This window comes from Falsiroseomonas sp. (genome assembly GCF_051860665.1).
Taxonomy (GTDB): domain Bacteria; phylum Pseudomonadota; class Alphaproteobacteria; order Acetobacterales; family Acetobacteraceae; genus Falsiroseomonas.
This window is the reverse complement of sequence record NZ_JBHYDM010000007.1, coordinates 32,394-49,894: the sequence shown is the minus strand read 5'-3', so window position 1 is coordinate 49,894 and position 17,501 is coordinate 32,394. Positions and strand designations below refer to the sequence as shown.

20 protein-coding genes are annotated in these 17,501 nt (G+C 71.3%); 7 read left to right on the top strand and 13 right to left on the bottom strand.

Going from position 1 to position 17,501, the window contains the following annotated elements; genetic code table 11:
* Positions 1-51: 51 nt before the first annotated feature.
* The 3 genes from ACTIF1_RS09635 to ACTIF1_RS09625 form a co-directional block, all read right to left on the bottom strand.
* Positions 52-1,614, bottom strand: a complete 1,563-nt coding sequence (locus ACTIF1_RS09635; RefSeq protein WP_439596186.1) for a sulfatase-like hydrolase/transferase — start codon at positions 1,612-1,614, stop codon at positions 52-54.
* A 92-nt stretch (positions 1,615-1,706) separates the two neighbouring features.
* On the bottom strand, positions 1,707-2,828 hold the full coding sequence (locus ACTIF1_RS09630) for a branched-chain amino acid ABC transporter substrate-binding protein (RefSeq protein WP_439596185.1): 1,122 nt from the start codon (positions 2,826-2,828) through the stop codon (positions 1,707-1,709).
* A gap of 92 nt (positions 2,829-2,920) precedes the next feature.
* The gene (locus tag ACTIF1_RS09625) at positions 2,921-3,223 is read right to left on the bottom strand and encodes a 4a-hydroxytetrahydrobiopterin dehydratase (protein ID WP_439596184.1); all 303 of its coding nucleotides are present in this window, start codon (positions 3,221-3,223) and stop codon (positions 2,921-2,923) included.
* Between the two features lie 53 nt (positions 3,224-3,276).
* Here ACTIF1_RS09625 and ACTIF1_RS09620 point away from each other — a divergent pair, with 53 nt between their 5' ends.
* Both ACTIF1_RS09620 and ACTIF1_RS09615 read left to right on the top strand, forming a co-directional pair.
* Positions 3,277-3,669 carry a metallopeptidase family protein gene (locus tag ACTIF1_RS09620; RefSeq protein WP_439596183.1) on the top strand — a complete coding sequence of 131 codons (393 nt, stop codon included), beginning with the start codon at positions 3,277-3,279 and terminating at the stop codon, positions 3,667-3,669.
* A 99-nt stretch (positions 3,670-3,768) separates the two neighbouring features.
* Positions 3,769-4,101: a hypothetical protein gene (locus ACTIF1_RS09615; protein WP_439596182.1), complete on the top strand. Its 333-nt coding sequence runs from the start codon at positions 3,769-3,771 to the stop codon at positions 4,099-4,101.
* A gap of 43 nt (positions 4,102-4,144) precedes the next feature.
* Here the strand turns inward: ACTIF1_RS09615 and ACTIF1_RS09610 are convergent, their stop codons facing one another.
* The 9 genes from ACTIF1_RS09610 to ACTIF1_RS09570 form a co-directional block, all read right to left on the bottom strand.
* Positions 4,145-5,227, bottom strand: coding sequence for a branched-chain amino acid aminotransferase (locus tag ACTIF1_RS09610; RefSeq protein ID WP_439596181.1), 1,083 nt, complete (start codon positions 5,225-5,227; stop codon positions 4,145-4,147).
* 160 nt (positions 5,228-5,387) lie between these two features.
* The gene (locus ACTIF1_RS09605; RefSeq protein ID WP_439596180.1) at positions 5,388-6,971 is read right to left on the bottom strand and encodes an ABC transporter substrate-binding protein; all 1,584 of its coding nucleotides are present in this window, start codon (positions 6,969-6,971) and stop codon (positions 5,388-5,390) included.
* A gap of 108 nt (positions 6,972-7,079) precedes the next feature.
* Complete coding sequence (locus tag ACTIF1_RS09600; RefSeq protein WP_439596179.1) at positions 7,080-7,592, bottom strand: F0F1 ATP synthase subunit B family protein; 513 nt, start codon at positions 7,590-7,592, stop codon at positions 7,080-7,082.
* Positions 7,593-7,603: 11 nt separating this feature from the next.
* The gene (locus ACTIF1_RS09595) at positions 7,604-8,104 is read right to left on the bottom strand and encodes a F0F1 ATP synthase subunit B family protein (protein WP_439596178.1); all 501 of its coding nucleotides are present in this window, start codon (positions 8,102-8,104) and stop codon (positions 7,604-7,606) included.
* 91 nt (positions 8,105-8,195) lie between these two features.
* Complete coding sequence (locus ACTIF1_RS09590; protein WP_131546781.1) at positions 8,196-8,420, bottom strand: ATP synthase subunit C family protein; 225 nt, start codon at positions 8,418-8,420, stop codon at positions 8,196-8,198.
* A gap of 81 nt (positions 8,421-8,501) precedes the next feature.
* On the bottom strand, positions 8,502-9,257 hold the full coding sequence (locus ACTIF1_RS09585; RefSeq protein WP_439596177.1) for a F0F1 ATP synthase subunit A: 756 nt from the start codon (positions 9,255-9,257) through the stop codon (positions 8,502-8,504).
* A gap of 60 nt (positions 9,258-9,317) precedes the next feature.
* Positions 9,318-9,617 carry an AtpZ/AtpI family protein gene (locus ACTIF1_RS09580; RefSeq protein WP_439596176.1) on the bottom strand — a complete coding sequence of 100 codons (300 nt, stop codon included), beginning with the start codon at positions 9,615-9,617 and terminating at the stop codon, positions 9,318-9,320.
* Between the two features lie 121 nt (positions 9,618-9,738).
* Positions 9,739-11,631 (bottom strand): ABC transporter ATP-binding protein, encoded by a 1,893-nt coding sequence (locus ACTIF1_RS09575; RefSeq protein WP_439596175.1) that lies wholly within the window; start codon positions 11,629-11,631, stop codon positions 9,739-9,741.
* A gap of 72 nt (positions 11,632-11,703) precedes the next feature.
* The gene (locus tag ACTIF1_RS09570) at positions 11,704-12,153 is read right to left on the bottom strand and encodes a zinc-ribbon domain-containing protein (protein WP_439596174.1); all 450 of its coding nucleotides are present in this window, start codon (positions 12,151-12,153) and stop codon (positions 11,704-11,706) included.
* 106 nt (positions 12,154-12,259) lie between these two features.
* Here ACTIF1_RS09570 and ACTIF1_RS09565 point away from each other — a divergent pair, with 106 nt between their 5' ends.
* Genes ACTIF1_RS09565 through ACTIF1_RS09550 form a run of 4 tightly spaced genes read left to right on the top strand, consistent with a single transcriptional unit; the run spans position 12,260 to position 15,480 of the window.
* Entirely contained in the window at positions 12,260-13,189 is a 930-nt protein-coding gene (locus ACTIF1_RS09565; protein WP_439596173.1) for a cell division ATP-binding protein FtsE, read from the top strand.
* The gene (locus ACTIF1_RS09560) at positions 13,182-14,048 is read left to right on the top strand and encodes a cell division protein FtsX (RefSeq protein ID WP_439596172.1); all 867 of its coding nucleotides are present in this window, start codon (positions 13,182-13,184) and stop codon (positions 14,046-14,048) included. The genes ACTIF1_RS09565 and ACTIF1_RS09560 overlap by 8 nt, the downstream gene beginning before the upstream one ends.
* An 8-nt stretch (positions 14,049-14,056) precedes the next feature.
* Entirely contained in the window at positions 14,057-14,731 is a 675-nt protein-coding gene (locus ACTIF1_RS09555; protein ID WP_439596171.1) for a YdcF family protein, read from the top strand.
* Positions 14,728-15,480, top strand: a complete 753-nt coding sequence (locus tag ACTIF1_RS09550; RefSeq protein WP_439596170.1) for a lysophospholipid acyltransferase family protein — start codon at positions 14,728-14,730, stop codon at positions 15,478-15,480. Before ACTIF1_RS09555 ends, ACTIF1_RS09550 begins: the two co-directional genes overlap by 4 nt.
* Before the next feature lie 267 nt (positions 15,481-15,747).
* Here ACTIF1_RS09550 and ACTIF1_RS09545 read toward each other — a convergent pair whose 3' ends face one another.
* Positions 15,748-16,296 (bottom strand): gamma-glutamylcyclotransferase, encoded by a 549-nt coding sequence (locus ACTIF1_RS09545; RefSeq protein WP_439596169.1) that lies wholly within the window; start codon positions 16,294-16,296, stop codon positions 15,748-15,750.
* A gap of 110 nt (positions 16,297-16,406) precedes the next feature.
* Between ACTIF1_RS09545 and ACTIF1_RS09540 the strand changes: the two genes are divergently transcribed.
* Positions 16,407-17,495: a DUF2125 domain-containing protein gene (locus ACTIF1_RS09540; protein WP_439596168.1), complete on the top strand. Its 1,089-nt coding sequence runs from the start codon at positions 16,407-16,409 to the stop codon at positions 17,493-17,495.
* Positions 17,496-17,501 lie beyond the last annotated feature (6 nt).

The window sequence follows — 17,501 nt, the reverse complement described above, 5'->3', positions numbered from 1 at the left end:
TGGCCTGTGCCCTTCAGCGGCACAACGCCAGCAGCGGAGGTTCGTTGCCTGCTACCACTCGCCGTAGAAGACGCCGGCCGCCTTGTGCCGGTCCGTGCGCAGCTCGGCCTCCGCCCAGGTCAGCGTGGTGCGGCGCTTCAGCCCGGTGAACCAGGTGAGCAGTCTTTCGCGCATGGCGGCGCGCACCGCCTCATGCGCCGGGTCCGCACCGAGGTCGAAGAACTCCTCCGGGTCCGCTTCCAGGTCGAACAGCTGCGGCCGGTAGCCGCTGGTCCAGTGGATGTATTTCCAGCGCGCGTCGCGGATCATCCAGGCGTGGTGCTGCCCCACCTTCTCGCCCAGCCGCCGCCGCGCCCCGCGAAAGGTCCAGTCGAGCTCGGAAACCACCGCATCGCGCCAGCCCTCCGCCGTGCCGCGCGTGAGGCCGAGCAGGGACCGCCCCTCCAGCAGATGCGGCGCCGGGTCCAGCGCCAGGGCATCAAGGAAGGTGGGCACCAGGTCGATCGCCTCGACGAAGCGGTCATCGACCGTGCCGCGCGTCGCATCGGCTTCCGGCGAGGGGTCATAGACCAGCATCGGCACGCGCTGGATGCAGTCGTGGAACAGCTCCTTCTCGCCGAGCCAGTGGTCGCCCAGGTAGTCGCCATGGTCGGAGCAGAAGACCACCAGCGTGTCCTGCCACCGCCCGAGCCGCTCCAGGGCATCCCACACCCGCCCCAGATGATCATCGAGCTGGGTGATCAGCCCCTGATAGGCCGGGCGCACCGTCGTGATGCAGTCATCCTGCTGGAAGCTTTCCGAGACTTCCTCCTTCTGCCATTCGCGCAGCAGCGGATGCGCGCCCGGCCCGCGCTCCTCAGGGTGGCGGGACACCGGCAGGCATTGGTTCGCCGAATACATCGCGTGGTAGGGCGCCGGCGCGATATAGGGCCAGTGCGGTTTCACGAAGGACAGGTGCAGCACCCAGGGCGTCTCGCCCTGCTGCTCCATGAAGGCGATGCCCTGATCCGCCGTATAGGCGGTTTCGCTGTGCTCCTCCGCCACGCGCGCGGGCAGGCGGGCGTTGCGCATCTTCCAGCCGTTATGGACCTGGCCCGCCGAATCCTGCACGGCGATGACGTAGTCGGTCCATGGATCGGCGCTGTCGTAGCCCTTGCCGCGCAGCCAATGCGCATAGGCGCTGTCGGGCTCCGCATGATGGCCGTCATGGCGATCCACCAGGGTGAACCAGCCTTCCCGCAGCAGTGCGGCGAGGTCGTGCTGGCCGTCCAGCTGCAGCCGCTTCATGCCATGCGCATCCGGCAGCACATGCGTCTTGCCCGCCAGCGCCAGCGTCCGCCCCGCCTCGCGCAAATGCCAGCCCAGCGTGACCTCGCCGACCGAAAGCGGCACGCGGTTATGCGTGGCGCCGTGCGAGGAGACGTAGCGCCCGGTGTAGTAGGACATGCGCGAGGGGCCGCAGATGCCGGACTGCACATAGGCCTGGCTGAAGCGCACCCCGCGGGCGGCCAGCGCATCCAGGTTCGGCGTCTTCAAGAAGGGGTGGCCGGCGCAGCCCATATGGTCCCAGCGCAGCTGGTCGCACATGATGAACAGCACGTTCCGCACGGCCATCGGCCCCATCCCCCCGGTCATGGGGGCAGCATAGGCAGCAAAGTGCCGGCTGGGGAGGATGGGGCGGCGAGACGCCGCCCCATCCGGAAGGCTCACATCTCGGCGTAGGTGCCGTTGCGCCAGACGTAGAAGACATAATCCGGCACGGTGACATCGCCCTTGCGGTCGAAGTTGATGTCACCCAGCACCGTGGCCCAGGGCCCACCGGACTTGAGCAGCGCCGCGATGCGCCGCGCATCGGTGCTGCCGACTCGGGCCGCGGCTGCCGCCCAGATCTGCAGCGTGGCATAGGTGTAGAGGACATAGCCCTCGGGATCGACGTTCTTGGCCCGGAAGCTCTGCACCACGGCGGCGGCGCTGGCGCGCTTGCGCGGGTCGCTGCTGAAGGTCATCAGCGTGCCCTCACCGGCGGCGCCGGTGATCTGCCAGAATTCGTTGGTCACCAGCGCATCGCCGCCGATGAGGGTCAGGTTCATCCCGACCTCCTTCGCCTGGCGCAGGATCAGCCCGGATTCCGTGTGGTAGCCGCCGACATAGAGCACGCCGATATTGGCCTGCTGGAGGCGGGAGACGATGGCGGAATAGTCGCGCTCCCCCGGCGTATAGGCGGAATAGAGCGCCTCCGTCACGCCGGCGGCGTTCATCGCCTTCTTGGTCTCTTCCGCCAGGCCGCGGCCATAGGCGGTATTGTCGTGCAGGATGGCGATGCGGCGGTCGCGCATGTTCTGCGCGATATAGCGCCCGGCCACCAGGCCCTGCTGGTCGTCGCGGCCGCAGACGCGGAAGGTGTTCCAGTCGCCGGCATCGGTGAAGGTCGGGTTGGTCGAGGCCGGGCTGATCTGCAGCAGCCCCTCCTCCGCATAGACCTTGCTGGCGGGGATCGAGCTGCCCGAGCAGAAATGCCCGGCCACCATCACCACGCGGCGGGAGGCAAGCTGGTTGGCGACGGAAACGGCCTGGCGCGGATCGCAGGCATCGTCACCCACTTCCAGCGCCAGCTGGCGGCCCAGCACGCCGCCGGCGGCATTGAGGTCGGCCACGGCCTGCTCGGCGCCGGCGCGGAACTGCGCGCCGAAGCTCGCATACTGGCCGGTCATCGGGCCCGCGGTCGCCACGCGGATGGGGCCGGAGCCCTGCGCGAAGGCGCCGCGGCCGCCCGCCAGCAGCATCGGCGCTGCCAGGCCGGCCCCCAGAATCGTCCTGCGTTGCATCATCCCATCCACTCCCTGTCGTGGCGCCTGCGGCGCGGTGGCGGAAGGGTAGGCGAGAGCCAGGGTCGCTGACCAGCGCCGTCAGGGCACCATCGTTACACGATCCGGCCGGGCTCGACGGCGTCGATCGCCTGGGCCATGGCGATGTCGCGCGCGGACAGGCCGCCGGCGTCATGCGTGGTCAACAGGATCTCCACGCGGTTCCAGGTATTCGACCATTCCGGATGATGGTCCAGCTTCTCCGCCAGCAGGGCGACGCGGGTCATGAAGCCCCATGCGGCGGAGAAATCGGCGAAGCGGAAGCGGCGGAAGATGGCATCCCGCCCCTCCGCCAGGGTCCAGAGCGGCAGGGTGCGGGGCAGCTCCGCGCGCGCCTGGGCATCGAGGGGGCGGATCATCGGGCATCTCCCTGGGCTTGACGCGCGGCGCGGCGGCGGGAAGGAAGCATGGGATGACCCGATTCAGCCACCCCCCGACACTGGAGGATATCGTGGAAATGGCCGAGCAGGCCTTTTCCGCCATCCCGAAGGAGCTGCGCGACCTGGTCCGCGGCGCCGCCATCGTGGTCGAGGAGGTGGCGGATGACGAGACCGCGGCCGAACTCGGCTTCGAAAGCCCCTGGGCGCTGACCGGCCTCTATCGCGGCACGCCGCTGACGCAGAAGAGCGTCTTCGACGCGCCGGGCGAGCCAGACAGCATCACCCTGTACCGGGAGCCGATCCTGCTGGAATGGGTGGAGACCGGGGAGGACCTGTTCCGCCTGGTCCGCAACGTGCTGATCCACGAGATCGCGCACCACTTCGGCTTCTCGGACGACGATATCGACCGGCTGGAGAGCGAATAGGCGGGGCCCCTTCCCTGACGCCGTCTTCATGATGGCGCGGGCCGAACCTCCATGCGCCAGGGCCAAGATGCCGGGCGTGTTCGAAGAGGAGGTCCGGTCATGCATCATCCCAGCACAAGCCTCTCACGCCGCCTGTTCCTGCCGCTGGCGCTGGCCACCGCCGCGCTGACCGCCGGCTGCGCGCCCACCGTCGCCTTGGCGCAGGGCTACTACCCCCCCGTGCCGCCGCTGCGGGCGGAGGTGCGGCCGCCGGCGCCGCGCGGGGAGCATTGGGCCTGGCAGCCCGGCCATTGGCACTGGTCCGGCCGGGCCTATGACTGGATCCCCGGCGAATGGGTGGAACGGCCCGATGCACGGCTTAGCTGGGCGCATGGCCATTGGGTCTGGCGCCGGCCCGAGGGCTGGATCTGGGTCCCCGGCCACTGGCGCTGAGGCCGGCCGGGCGCCGCGCCGGGATGCCGGCGCGGCGCGGGAGTCAGGCCTCGACCGGCACCTTCACGGGGCTCATCCAGCCATGCGCATCGGGCAGGCGGCCATACTGGATGCCGATGATGCTGTCATACAGCTTCTGGGTCAGTTCGCCGGTCTGGCCATTGCCGATGCTGATGCGGTCGCCCTTGTAGCCCAGCTCACCCACGGGCGAGACCACGGCGGCCGTGCCCGTGCCCCACATCTCGGTCAGCCGCCCCTCGCGGCCCGCCTGCATCACCTCCTGGATGCTGACGGGGCGTTCGGAGACGGTGTGCCCCCAGTCGCGCAGCAGGGTCAGGATGGAATTGCGGGTCACGCCGTCCAGGATGGTGCCGGCCAGCGGCGGGGTGACGATCTCGTCGCCGATCTTCATCATGATGTTCATGGTGCCGACCTCGTCGATCCAGCGCCGCTCCACGCCATCCAGCCACAGCACCTGGGTGAAGCCCTGGCGCTCCGCCTCCTGCTGCGCGGAGAGGGAGGCGGCGTAGTTGGCGGCCGCCTTGGATTCGCCCAAGCCCCCCTGCACCGCGCGCACATGCGTATCGGTGGCCAGGATGCGCACCGGCTTCACGCCTTCCTTGTAATAGGCGCCGACCGGGGAGCAGATGACGAAATAGGTGTAGCTGTGCGAGGGGTGCACGCCGAGCATCACATCGGTCGCGATCACGGTCGGGCGGATATAGAGGCTGGTGCCCTCGGTCCGCGGCACCCAGTCATGGTCGACGCCGACGATCGCCTCGAAGCTCTGCAGCACCAGCTCCGCCGGGATCGGCGGGATGCAGAGGCCGGCGCAGGATTTGCCGAGGCGCTCCGCATGGCGCTGGGCTCGGAACAGGCGGATGGTGCCATCGGCGCCGCGATAGGCCTTGAGGCCGTCGAAGACCGCCTGGGCGTAGTGCAGCACCGTGGTGGCGGGGTCCATGGACAGCGGGCCATAGGGGACGATGCGCGGATCGTGCCAGCCTTTCCCCTCCGTGTAGTCCATCAGGAACATGTGGTCCGTGAAGGACTTGCCGAAGGCCAGCGCGCTATCCGGCTGGCGCGGCTTGGGGCTGCGGGTCAGGGTGGTGGGGAATTGGGTCATGGCGCCTGTCGCTCTCGGTTTTTATTGCGTGTGACCCGATGCTATCGCAACACCCATGCGCAGGGGAGCCATCGAAGCTAACAATGCACCCATGCGCGGGGGGCATGATAGGTCAGTCCCACTGCCGTAGTGGGAGGGGCGCCACAGCGCCCCTCCACTCTCAGTTGCCCATGCGGACGAAGCGCAGCGGGAACCAGTTGTCGGCCAGCTGCTGCAGCTGGACATTGTTGCGCGCGGCCCAGATCACCGTCTGCTGGTGCAGCGGCAGGTGGCCGGCCTGCTCGGTATGGATGCGCATGGCTTCCTCGATCATGCCGTTGCGCTTGGCGGCGTCGGTCTCCACCGCCATCAGGTCGACCAGCTCGTTGAAGCGGGCATTGTTGAAACCGCCGACATTGAACATGCCGCGATTGCCCTCCCGCCCCGCCATCAGGTTGAAGAAGGCGTTGTGCGCGTCGTAGGTATTGGGGGTCCAGCCCAGCATGTAGAAGCTGGTATTGTAGCGCGGCCCCAGGATCTCGGCGAAGTAGCGGGCGCGGGTCTGGGCGTTCAGCGTGACGCGGATGCCGACGCGGGCGAGCATGGAGACGGCCGCCGTACAGATCGCCTCGTCATTCACATAGCGGTCGTTCGGGCAGTCCAGCGTCACGCCGAAACCGTTCGGATAGCCGGCCTCGGCCAGCAGGCGGCGGGCGAGGTCCGGGTTGTATTCCGGCACCTGGTCGCGCGCATCGGTATGGCCGTTCACGCCCGGGCCGATCATCAGGCCGGTGGCGCGCGCCTGGCCGCGCATCACGGTGCGGACGATGCTGGCGCGGTCGATCGCGTGATTGAAGGCGCGGCGCACCCGCACGTCCTGGAAGGGATTGCGGCCGCGGACATCGGATTTCAGCAGCTCCGCCCGGCTCTGGTCGAAGCCGAGATAGATGGTCCGCAGCTCCGCCTGCTGGTGGATGGTGATGCCATTGGTGCGCGACAGGCGCTGGGTGTCCTGCGGCGGCACGGTATAGACCATGTCCACCTCGCCCGAGAGCAGGGCGGCCACGCGCGTCGCGTCATTGGCGATGACGTTGAACTCGACGCGGGTCAGGTTGTGCTCCGCGCGGTCCCACCAATTGGGGTTGGGGGCGAGGACGGTGCGGCGGTCCGGCTCGCGGCTCACCAGGCGGAAGGGGCCGGTGCCCATGGCGTTGCGCGTGGCGAAGTTCTCGGCGCCCGTGGTCAGGTCGGCGCTGCGGGTGGCGTTGTTCGCCTCCGCCCAACGCTGCGACATGATGCCGATGCCGGTGATCTCCTCCAGGAAGATCGGGTTGGGCGCGGTGGTCTCGACCTCCAGCGTGTGGTCGTCGATCGCGCGCGCTTCCTTCACGCTCGCCAGGCTGCCGCCGACATTGGAGCCCTGCGCCTTGGCCCGGACGTAGGAAAAGACGACGTCCTGCGCGGTGAAGGGCGTGCCGTCCTGGAAGGTGACGCCGCGGCGCAGCTGGAAGCGCCAGACGGTCGGGCTGGGCTGGGTCCAGCTTTCGGCCAGGGACGGCTCCACCTGCAGCTGGCGGTTCCGGCGCACCAGCGGCTCATAGATATTGCCGTTGAACATCAGCAGGAAGGTCTCCTGCCGCGCATAGGGGTCCATGGAATTGACGTCGCCGTCATTGGCCCAGCGGAAGAGATTGGCCTGGGCGGCGACGGGTAGGGACAGGGCCGAGCTGGCAAGCAGCGCGGCGGCCAGAAAATGTCTGCGCACGGAAGTCTCCTCAGGAGTTTCGTGCGCGAAGACTAGGACCTGGCGCCACAAAGTAAACGGGGACCCTGAAGGGTCCCCGTCCGGCAGGCTCGATAGTGAGGCGGTGGATCAGGCCGCGCGGAGGGCGCGCGGAAGATCGGCGACGGCGCTGTCGATCAGCGCGGCGTCCTTCTCGGCATTCATCGTCGCCGACAGCACGTCGCGGGTCGCGGCGACGGCCACCTCGGCGGCGGCGTTGCGGACCTCGGCCAGCGCGCTCGCCTCTGCGGCGGCGATCCGGTCGAGCGCCATGCGCTCACGCCGCTTGGCGGCATGCTCGGCCTCCAGCGCCGCGGCCTCGGCCACGCGGCCGGCCTCGGCGCGGGCGCGGGCGATCATGTCCTCGGCCTCCGCCAGAGCGGCGGCACGGTCGGCCTCGGCCTGCTTGCGCAGCGCCTCCGCCTCGGCCCGCAGCCGCGCGGCTTCCGCCAGCTCGGCCTGGATGCGCGCACCGCGGGCATCCAGCATGGCGGTGATCCGGCCCCAGGCCATCTTGCCGACCAGCAGCACGAACAGCACGAAGGAGACGGCGACCCAGAACTTCGGGTCGAGCCAGAAGTGCTCGTAGTGATGGTGTTCCATGGCGGCGCTCCTCAACCCTGGCCGCGTGCGGCGAGCGCACGATCGACCGCAGCGCCCACGGTGGCCGCGTCGGATTGGCCGGTCAGGCGCTGCATCAGCGCCTCCGCGGTCTCCGTGGACACCTGGCGCAGCGCGCCCATGGCGGAATCCCGGGCCGCGGCGATGCGTGCCTCGGCGGCGGCCACCTGCTCGGCGAGCCGGGCGGCCAGCGCCTCGGACCGCTGCGCGGCTTCCGCCGTGGCGGATTGCATGGCGGCGGCGATGGCGGCCTGCGCCTCGGCCCGCGCCTGCGCGGTGGCGTCACGATGCGCGGCGATGGCCGCATCGGCCTCCGCCTTCGCAGCCTGCGCGGCTTCGAGGTCGCCCTCGATCCGGCGCCGGCGATCCTCCAGCACCTCCGCCACGCGCGGCAGCGCATAGGCGGAAAGCACGAAATAGAGGACCCCGAAGATGATCAGCAACCAGACGATCTGGGCGATCATCAGCGGATTGCCGAAATCGAGCTGCGGCATGGTGTTCCTCGTCAGCTTCCCTGTGGCGCGCCACCGAAGGGTTGCGCGCTCCGTCGCGAAATTCCCGGCCGGCTTGCGCCGGCCGCGAAACTCAGGCGAACAGGATCAGGAAGGCGATCAGCAGCGCGAAGAGCGCGACGGCTTCCGTGAGCGCGAAGCCCAGGATGCCGATCGGGAAGACCGCATCGCGGGCCGCCGGGTTGCGCGCCACGCTGGTGATCAGCGAGGAGAAGATGTTGCCGATGCCGAGGCCCACGCCGAACAGCGCGATCACGGCGATGCCAGCCCCGAGGGCCTTCGCGGCAGCCACTTCCATCTGGGTAATCCTTCCGTCTTGAATTGAACTGGGTGGGTGAAGCTGAGCGACGCGGGCCGGAATGGCCCAGGCCAGTTTGGCTTAGTGCAGATGCACCGCGTCGTGCAGGTAGATGCTGGTCAGGATGGCGAAGACATAGGCCTGCAGGAAGGCCACCAGGACTTCGAACCCGACCAGGGCGATATTGACCGAGAGCGGCAGCACCGCCACCAGCGGCCCGATCGCGCCGAGCCCGCCGAGCAGCACGACGAAGGTGGCGAAGACCTTCAGCATGACGTGGCCGGCCACCATATTCGCGAAGAGACGAATGGAGAGGCTGACCGGCCGCGACAGGTAGGAGACGATCTCCACCGGGATGATGATGGGCGCGAGCCAGAGCGGCGCCCCCTCCGGGAAGAAGTAGCCGAAGAACTTCCGGCCATGCAGCGCCAGCGCCACCACCGTGATCAGCACGAAGACGATGGCCGCCAGGCCGAAGGTCACCGCGATATGGCTGGTATAGGTGAAGGCGTAGGGAAACAGGCCCAGCATATTGCCGAAGAGCACGAACATGAACAGCGTGAAGACGAAGGGGAAGAAGCGCTTGCCCTCATCGCCCACCTGGCCGACCACCAGGTCGTGCACGAATTCGTAGGAGGCCTCGGCCAGGGACTGCAGGCGCCCCGGCACCACGGCGCGGGCGGACATGCCGAACATGATCAGCGCCGTGATCAGCCCAGCCGCCAGCAGCATATGCGCATTGGACTGCGTGAAGCCCACGGCCGCGCCCACCGGGCCCAGCACGGGAATGAGCTCGAACTGGCTCAGCGCGTCGATCGTCCCGGTCTCGGCGGCCACTCGCAATCTCCCGTCCCCCGCGCGGCGGGGAACCCTCATATGCCGCGGATGCGGCAGCCCTTAATCCTGCTTCCTCGCAGCGCCACGCGGATTGAACAAGCGAAACACGTTCATCACGCCGGCGACGCTGCCGAAGACGAAGAACAGCAGGAAAAGCCACGGCCAGGTGCCGAGCCAGCGGTCCAGGAACCAGCCGACGGCAACACCCACGATCAGGGCCGAGACGACCTCGACACCCGCACGGAAGCCGACCCCCCAGCTGCTGGCCGGCAGCGCGCCGTTGAGGCCCGGCTTAGGATCCATCCCCTGCCGCGCCCGGGCTTGCCGGAGCCTTTGCTCGAAGCCTTCGTCTTCCGCCATCCGTCGCTCTCCCCTGCGGTCGCCCCGCCCGGAAGGCGGCCCGCTCCTACGGCTTGGGGGCAGGAGTGTCAAGGTGATGAACGCGCTGCAACATGGTTCATCTCCCTTCGCCGGGCCGACCTCAATCGCCGATGAAGCCGCCGGACTGTCGCTGCCACAGTCGCGCATAGACCCCGCCGGCGGCCAGCAATTCCGCATGGCTGCCGGATTCCGCCACACCGCCCTCATGCAGCACCACCAGCCGGTCCATCCGCGCCAGGGTCGAGAGGCGGTGGGCCACGGCGATCACCGTCTTGCCGGCCATCAGCCGCTCCAGGCTCTCCTGGATCGCCGCCTCCACCTCCGAGTCGAGGGCGCTGGTCGCCTCGTCCAGCAGCAGGATGGGGGCGTCCTTCAGCAGCACCCGGGCGATGGCGATTCGCTGCCGCTGGCCGCCGGAGAGTTTCACCCCCCGCTCCCCCACATGGGCGTCGTAGCCGGTGCGGCCGCGCCAGTCCGACAGCGCCTGGATGAAGTCATGCGCCTCCGCCCGCCGGGCCGCCGCCTCCACCTCGTCCGGCGAGGCATCCGGCCGGCCGTAGCGGATATTCTCCAAGATCGAGCGGTGCAGCAGCGCGGTGTCCTGCGTCACCACCCCGATCGCCCCGCGCAGGCTTTCCTGGGTCACGGCCGCGATATCCTGGCCATCCACCAGGATGCGGCCGGCCTCCGGCGTGAAGAAGCGCAGCAGCAGGTTGATGGCGGTGGTCTTGCCCGCCCCGGAATGGCCGACCAGCCCGACACGCTCCCCCGGCGCGATGTCCAGGTCGAAATCGTGCAGCACGGCGCCGCGGGAAGGCAGGCCCGGTGCCGCAACCTTCCCGTAGCCGAAGCGCAGATCCTCGAAGCGGATCGCCCCCCGCGTCACCTTGAGCGGCTGCGCGCCGGGCGGGTCCGGCGCCGTCTGCGGCACGGCGACGCTGCCCATCGCCTCCTGCACCACGCCGATATTCTCAAAAATTCCGGCCACGTTGAAGGCGACCCAGCCCGAGATATTGGCGATCTGCCAGGCCATCGGCAGGGCCGAGGCCACCACCGCCAGCGGGATCTCGCCGCGCGACCATAGCCAGATCGCCAGCGCGGCGGTGGAGGTCAGCATGCTGGCGTTCAGCGTCGACAGCAAAAAACCGTTCAGCGTCACCAGCCGGGTCTGCCGGGCGAAATCGCGGTTGAGTTGCTCGATCCCCTCCCGCACCCAGGCATCCTCCTGCTCGGCGCGGGCGAAGAGTTTGACGGTCACGATATTGGTGTAGCTGTCCACCACGCGGCCGGTGAGCAGGCTGCGCGCCTCGCTGGCCTTGCGAGACCGGTCGCGCATCCGCGGCACGATCAGCCGCAGCAGCGTGGCGTAAAGCGCGAACCAGACCAGGATGGGGATCGCCAGCCGCCAGTCCGTGCTGGTCAGCACCAGCACCGCCCCGGTGCCATAGACAAGAATATACCAGACGGCATTCACCGACTGCACCACGCTCTCGCGCAGCGCAGGCCCCGCCTGCATCACCCGGTTGGCAATGCGGCCGGCAAAATCCTCCTGGAAGAAGGCCCAGCCCTGGCGCACCACCTGCCAATGGCTCTGCCAGCGGATCATCGAGGTGACGGCCGGGATGATGCCCTGCTGGGTCACCAGGTTCTGCAGAAGGATGGCGGAGGGCCGCGCCAGCAGCAGCACCGCCGCCATCCCCGCCAGCGTCCAGCCCGCCTCGGCCCAGATCCGCTGCGGCCCGTGCTGCTCCAGCAGCCCTACCACCCGGCCGATGAAGATGGGGATCAGCAGGTCGAGCAGGGCGACGGTCAGCCCGGTGGCGAAAAGCAGCCCGAACAGCGCCCGCGCCTGGCGGGCGAAGTGCCAGTAGAAGCCGGCCAGGCTGGCGGGCGGCGGCGCCTCGGGCACGGGGCGGCCAAGCCAGCGGGAGGCGGGGCGGCCTGGCGGCGCCACCGGGTCGACGGCGGTCTCGAAGAGTCGGAACAGGAACATGCGGCCAGGACGCGCTGAGCCGGCCCCGGCGTCAATCGTCCCCGCGATCAGCGCCGCGTCAGGGCTGGGGCGTCAGGCAAGGCCGAACAGGGCGTAAAGGCGCTGGGCGGGCGGCCAGGCCTCCATCACCTCCGCGCGCCAGGCGAAGCCGGCATAGGCGGCGAAGGCCAGCACCAGCACCGTCAACAGCCAGCCGGCCAGGGCGAAGCGGTCCGGCGGACTGGCCGGGGCGTCGCTCAGCCGGTCCTGCGCCAGGCGGGCCGGATCGGCCGCCGGCGGCGATGCAGCGGCCCCGGGGGGGGCGGCCTCGGGCGCGGCGGCGGGCTCCGCTGCGGGATCGGGCGGCGTCTCCCCGGCCTCCGGCGGCTCCGCCTCGCTGGGCGGCGCCTCGGCCGGCCCCTCCGGCAGCGCGGCGGTGAACTTGTGCTCGCAGCGGGCGCAGCGCAGCAGGCGCGGCCCGGCGGCCAGCGCCGCATCGGGCACGTCGTATTCGGCGGCGCAGTTCGGGCAGGAAATTCGCATCAAGCGCAGTCTTGCGGCCCCCGCGCCCCGCGTCCAGCCACCCCCAGGGCACCGCGACTCGCCAGGATCATTTGGCGCCGGCGCGCCCGCATGGCAGACAGCGCGGATGGTGCGCTTCGAGGCAGTCGGCCTCCGCTACCCCGGCGGCGGCCCGCATACCGGATCCTGGGGGCCGGAGGCGCTGGTCGACGTGACCTTCGCCCTGCCCCAGGGGTCCTTCACGTGGCTGCTCGGCCCCTCCGGGGCGGGCAAATCCTCCGTGCTGCGCCTGATGCACCTGGCGCTGCGCCCGACGCGCGGCGAAGTGGAGGTGCTCGGCCTGCGCACCGCCCGCGCCGGCCGCGCGGCGCTGGCGCCCGTGCGGCGGCGGATCGGCGTGGTCTTCCAGGATTTCCGGCTGCTGCCCTATCTCTCCGCCTTCGACAACGTCGCCCTGCCGCTGCGCCTGGCCGGGAGGCCGGAGGCCTCGCTGCGCGCCGATGTCACGGAAATCCTGCGCTGGGTCGGCCTGGGCGCGCGGGCGGAGGCGCTGCCGCAGGAGCTTTCGGGCGGCGAGCAGCAGCGCATCGCCATCGCCCGCGCCGTGGTGCACCGCCCCGCGCTGCTGGTGGCGGATGAGCCGACCGGGAACCTCGACAGCCACCAGGCCCGCCGCCTGCTGGCCCTGCTGCGGGAGATGAACCGGCTGGGCACCACGGTGGTGGTGGCGACGCATGACGAGGACCTGGTGGCGCGCTTCCCCGCCCCCTCCCTGCTGCTGCATGATGGCCGGCTGCATGACGTGGAAGGCGTGCGCGGCGCCGCCGCGGCGGTGGATTCCGACCCCACCATCTGGCCCGAGGCGCCCTATCCCGAGGAGGGCTACCCCGAGGACCGCTTCGCGGAGGCGCCGCCGCCCGAGGCCTATCCCGCCCCCGGGGCCGCGCCCGAGGACTTCCCGGAGCCGCCGCGCCAGGCCAACCGCCCGCCCCCCTATATCCAGCGCCCGCCCGATCCGCGCCGCGCCCCGCCCAGGGGGCCAGGCTGGGATGGCTAGGCGCCGACGCTATTCGCGGGACCCGCTGGGGCTGCGCCGGGCGCTCTCCGGCCTTCTGCTGCCGGGCCTGGTGGCGGCCATGGCGCTGCTGGCCGCCCTGGCGCTGGCCGGCGCCCAGGGTGCGGCCGCGCTGGCGGAACGCTGGCAGCGCGGCGCCGCGGCCGCGGTGACCGTGCAGATCCCGGATGCCGATGCCGCGCGGCTGCAGCGCGCCGTCGCGGCGCTGCGGGCCATGCCGGAAGTGGCCTCCGCCCAGGCGATGGAGCCGGAGCGCCTGGCCGCGCTGCTGCGCCCCTGGCTCGGCGATGCGCCGGCCATCGCCGTGCCGGGGGTGATCGAGCTGCGGCTGCACAATGCCCGCACCGATCCCGTGCTGATCGGCGACCGCCTGGCCAGCCAGGTGCCTGGCGCGCTGGTGGAGGCGCATGGCCTCTGGGTGCAGCGGCTGGCGGCGCTGGCGCGCAGCCTGCAGGCCATCGCGCTCGGCGTGCTGGTGCTTGTCGCGGCCGTCGCCGCCGCCGTGGTGGCGGTGGGCACCCGTGCCGGCATCGCGGCGCGGCGGGATGCGATCGAGGTGCTGCACGGGCTGGGCGCGCGGGATGGCGACATCGCCGGCCGCTTCGCCCGGCGGCTCGGCCTGCTCGCGGCCACCGGCGCGGTGGTGGGCACCGGAGTCGCGGTGCCGGCGCTGGCGCTGCTTGCGGATCTTGCGGGCCCCTGGGTCGGCGCGGAGGGGCGGCTCGCCAGCCTGGCGGGGCTGCCCTGGGCCGGGCTGCTGACCCTGCCGCCGGTCGCCTTCCTGGTGGGCTGGGGCACCGCGCAATTCACCGTGCGGCGCTGGCTGCGCCGGCTGCCGTGAGGCACCCGTTGCGCCTGCTCGGGCTCGCGCTGCTGGCCGGGCTGCTGGCGCTCGGCTGGGGTTTCGTCCGGTTCCTCGATGGGGTGGACAGCGCGGTGGACGATCCGCTGCGTCCCTCCGAGGCGATCGTCGTGCTGACCGGTGGCGGTGACCGGGTGGAGACCGCCCTGCTGCTGCTGGAACAGGGCGCGGCGCCGCTTCTGCTGGTCTCCGGTGCGCATGAGGGGCTGACCCTGGCCGAGCTCGCCCGCGCGCATGCGCGGGACCCGGCGGCGCTGGCCGGGCGGGTGACGCTGGGGCGGGCGGCGGCGACGACGCTGGGCAATGCGGTGGAGGTGGCGGCCTATGCCACCTCCCGCCACCTCGGCTCCGTGCGGCTGGTGACTGCCGGCTACCATATGCCGCGCGCCCTGCTGGAGTTGCGGCGGGCGGCGCCGGGGCTGGAGGTGGTGCCGCATCCGGTGATGCCGGCGGCACTGCGGGCCGAGCCCGGCAGTCCGCTGGCGGCGCCGCGCGGGGCGGGCGGCGCCTGGGCCAGCACGCCGGCCACCCCCGCCGGCCGTGGCCGCGGGGTGCCAGGCATGCGCCGCTGGACCCTGCTGTCCGGCGAGTATCTGAAGTATGTGGCGGCCGCGGCCGGGCTGACGCGCTTCCTGCCGGCGAAGGAGCAGGTTCTGCGATGATCTGGCTGCGGTCGCTTGTGTTCAATATCCTGTTCTTCGGCATCACCGCCGGCATCGGCATCCTCGCCGTGCCGGCCCTGCTGCTGCCGGTGCGCTTCACCCGGGGGGTGACGCGGCTCTGGGCGCGGTTGGTGATCCTGGCGCTGCGCCTGGCGGTGGGCGTGCGGGTGGAGGTGCGCGGCTGGCACCACCTGCCGCCGGGGGGCGTGGTGCTCGCGGCCAAGCACCAGTCGGCCTTCGACACCATCATCTGGCTCAGCCTGCTGTCGCAGCCCGCCTATGTGATGAAGAAGGAACTGCTCTCGATTCCCTTCTATGGCTGGCATGCGCGCAAGGCCGGCATGATCCCGGTGGACCGCGCAGGTGGCGCGGCAGCCTTGCGCGGCATGCTGCGGGCGGCGACGGAGGCGGTGGCGGCGGGCCGGCAGGTGGTGATCTTCCCGGAGGGCACGCGCACCGCCGTGGGCCAGCGCGTATCCTACCAGCCCGGCGTGGTGGCGATCGCCGCCGGCACCGGCGCGCCGGTGGTGCCGGTGGCCACCGATAGCGGCCGCGTCTGGGGCCGCCGGCACTTCCTGAAGCGTCCCGGGGTGATCCGCATCTCCCTCCTGCCCCCCCTGCCGCCTGGCCTGAACCGGGCCCGGATGCTGGCGGCGCTGGAGGCGCAGATCGAGACGGAAACCGACCGATTGATGGCCGAGCCGCAGCTTCCCACGCGGGAAGACCCTGTGGATAAATCTGTGGGCTGACGAGTGGGGCTTATCGGCCCCGCGACCGCGGCGCTGCCGTCAGCTGTCGTCTCACCCGCCCAAACCATTGATAGGACGTCAATATCACGACGACGCCCTCGTTTTAAGCCATTGAAATTGCTGATAGAAGCATTTGGGGGCTGGACAGGCCTTCCGGCGGGTGGCTGCAACAGCTTGGGGCTCGGGCGCAAGTGGGGACGCGCAAGGGGGCGGTGGATTAGTTCAGGACGCTGCGGCAGATCGGCCCGATGCCGGACCCAGATCGCATCATTCCGATTGTGGACCGGACTCCGCCGGCAGCAGCGCCGCAAGCCGCGCCAGGCCGCGGTCCTGCACCCCCATCTCGGCCAGGTGCTGCAGCGTGTTCAGCAGATAGTCGCGGTTCGCCCCCATCTGCCCCCGCCCCTGGGCGATGGCCCGCGCCGCCGCCGCTTCCGCCAGGTCGCGCACGTAAAGCCGGCAGGCACGATTGGCCACGTAGGTCACCGCCGGCACCGGCGGGCTGCCCGGCGCATCCAGCCGGCGCACCCGCAGCACCCGGCGATGATAGACCACCTCCGCCCCATCCGGCAGTTCGCGGTCGTCCAGGTAGCGCAGCACGGCGGCGGCCTCCGCCGCCGGGACCCGGTAGACCACGCCACGGCAGGCGCCGCCGCGGTCCAGCCCCAGCACCAGGCCCGGCGCCTCCGGCGTGCCGCGGTAGCGATGCGACCACAGGCAGAAGCGGCGATGGTAGCCGCCCAGCAGGGCGGGATGGCTGCCGGCATGGGCAAAGCCCGGCCGCCAGATCAGCGAGCCATAGCCGAAGACCCACATCGCCCCGTCATGCAGCGGCGGCGCGGAGGGGGGCAGCAGGGAAGGGTCGGCGGAGGAAATGGGAGAACGCCTGCACGGGGGGGCCGCTTCGCGCTATATCCCCGCCCAGGATGCTCTTGAAAACCCCCGCCTCGCCCCGTCCGCGCCCCCTGGGGCCCCGCCTCGCCCTTGGCGCCCTGCTGCTGCTGGTGGCGCTCGGTGCCGGCCATGCGGTGCTGTGGCAGCTGATGGCCAGCCAGCTGGAGGCCGGCCTCGCCACCTGGGTGCAGATCCGCCGGGCGCAGGGCTGGCGGGTGGAGCATGCGACGCCGGTGCGCGGCGGCTGGCCGCTCTCGGCCACGCTGACCCTCGGCGCGGTGCGGCTGGAAGGGGGCGGCGCCACCCTGCCCGGCGGGCTGGTGCTGGAGTCGGAACGCGTGGTGCTGCGGGTCACCCTGCCCCGGCTGCGGCGGCTGCGGGTGGAGATGCCCGGTGCGCAGCGCCTGCGCCTGGCCGGCGGCGAATGGCGCTTCGCGGCGGACCAGCTGGTCGCCCTTGTGCCGCTGGAGGAGGATACCCCGCCGCGGGAGGCGGAGGTGCTGGCCGAGCGGCTGCGCCTGTCCAGCCCCGGCGGCCCGGTGGAGGTGGCGTCGGCCCGGCTTTCGGCCACCACCTCCTCCACCGCGACGGAGGATGAGCCGGCGCTGCTGCTCGACCTCTATGCCGAGGCGATCGACCTGCCCATGGCCGCCGATGCCGCCGCCGGCTTCGGCCGCCGGATCGAGGCCCTGGCGGCGGAGGCCGCGCTCAGCGGGCCGGTGCCGCCGGGGCGGGAGCCGGCGCGGCGGGCGGCGGCCTGGCGCGACGGCGGCGGGTCCCTGGAGCTGCGGCAACTCTCCATCCGCTGGGGCCCGGCGGAGCTGGCCGCCGCCGCGACGCTGGCGCTGGACGAGGCGCTGCAGCCGATGGGCGCCGGCACGCTGCGGCTGACCGGCGCCAGCCAGGCGCTGCAGGCGCTGACCGACGCCGGGCTGGTCGGCCGGCGGGCGGCGGGCACGGCGCGCATCATGCTGCCGCTGCTCTCCCGCCCCGGCCCCACCGGCGCGACCGAGATCGAGGTGCCGGTGACGGTGGAGGACCGCACACTGGCCATCGCCCGCATCCCTGTGCTGCGCTTCCCGAGCTGGGACTGGCCGGCGACCGGCGCGGCGGCGCGCTGATCCCCT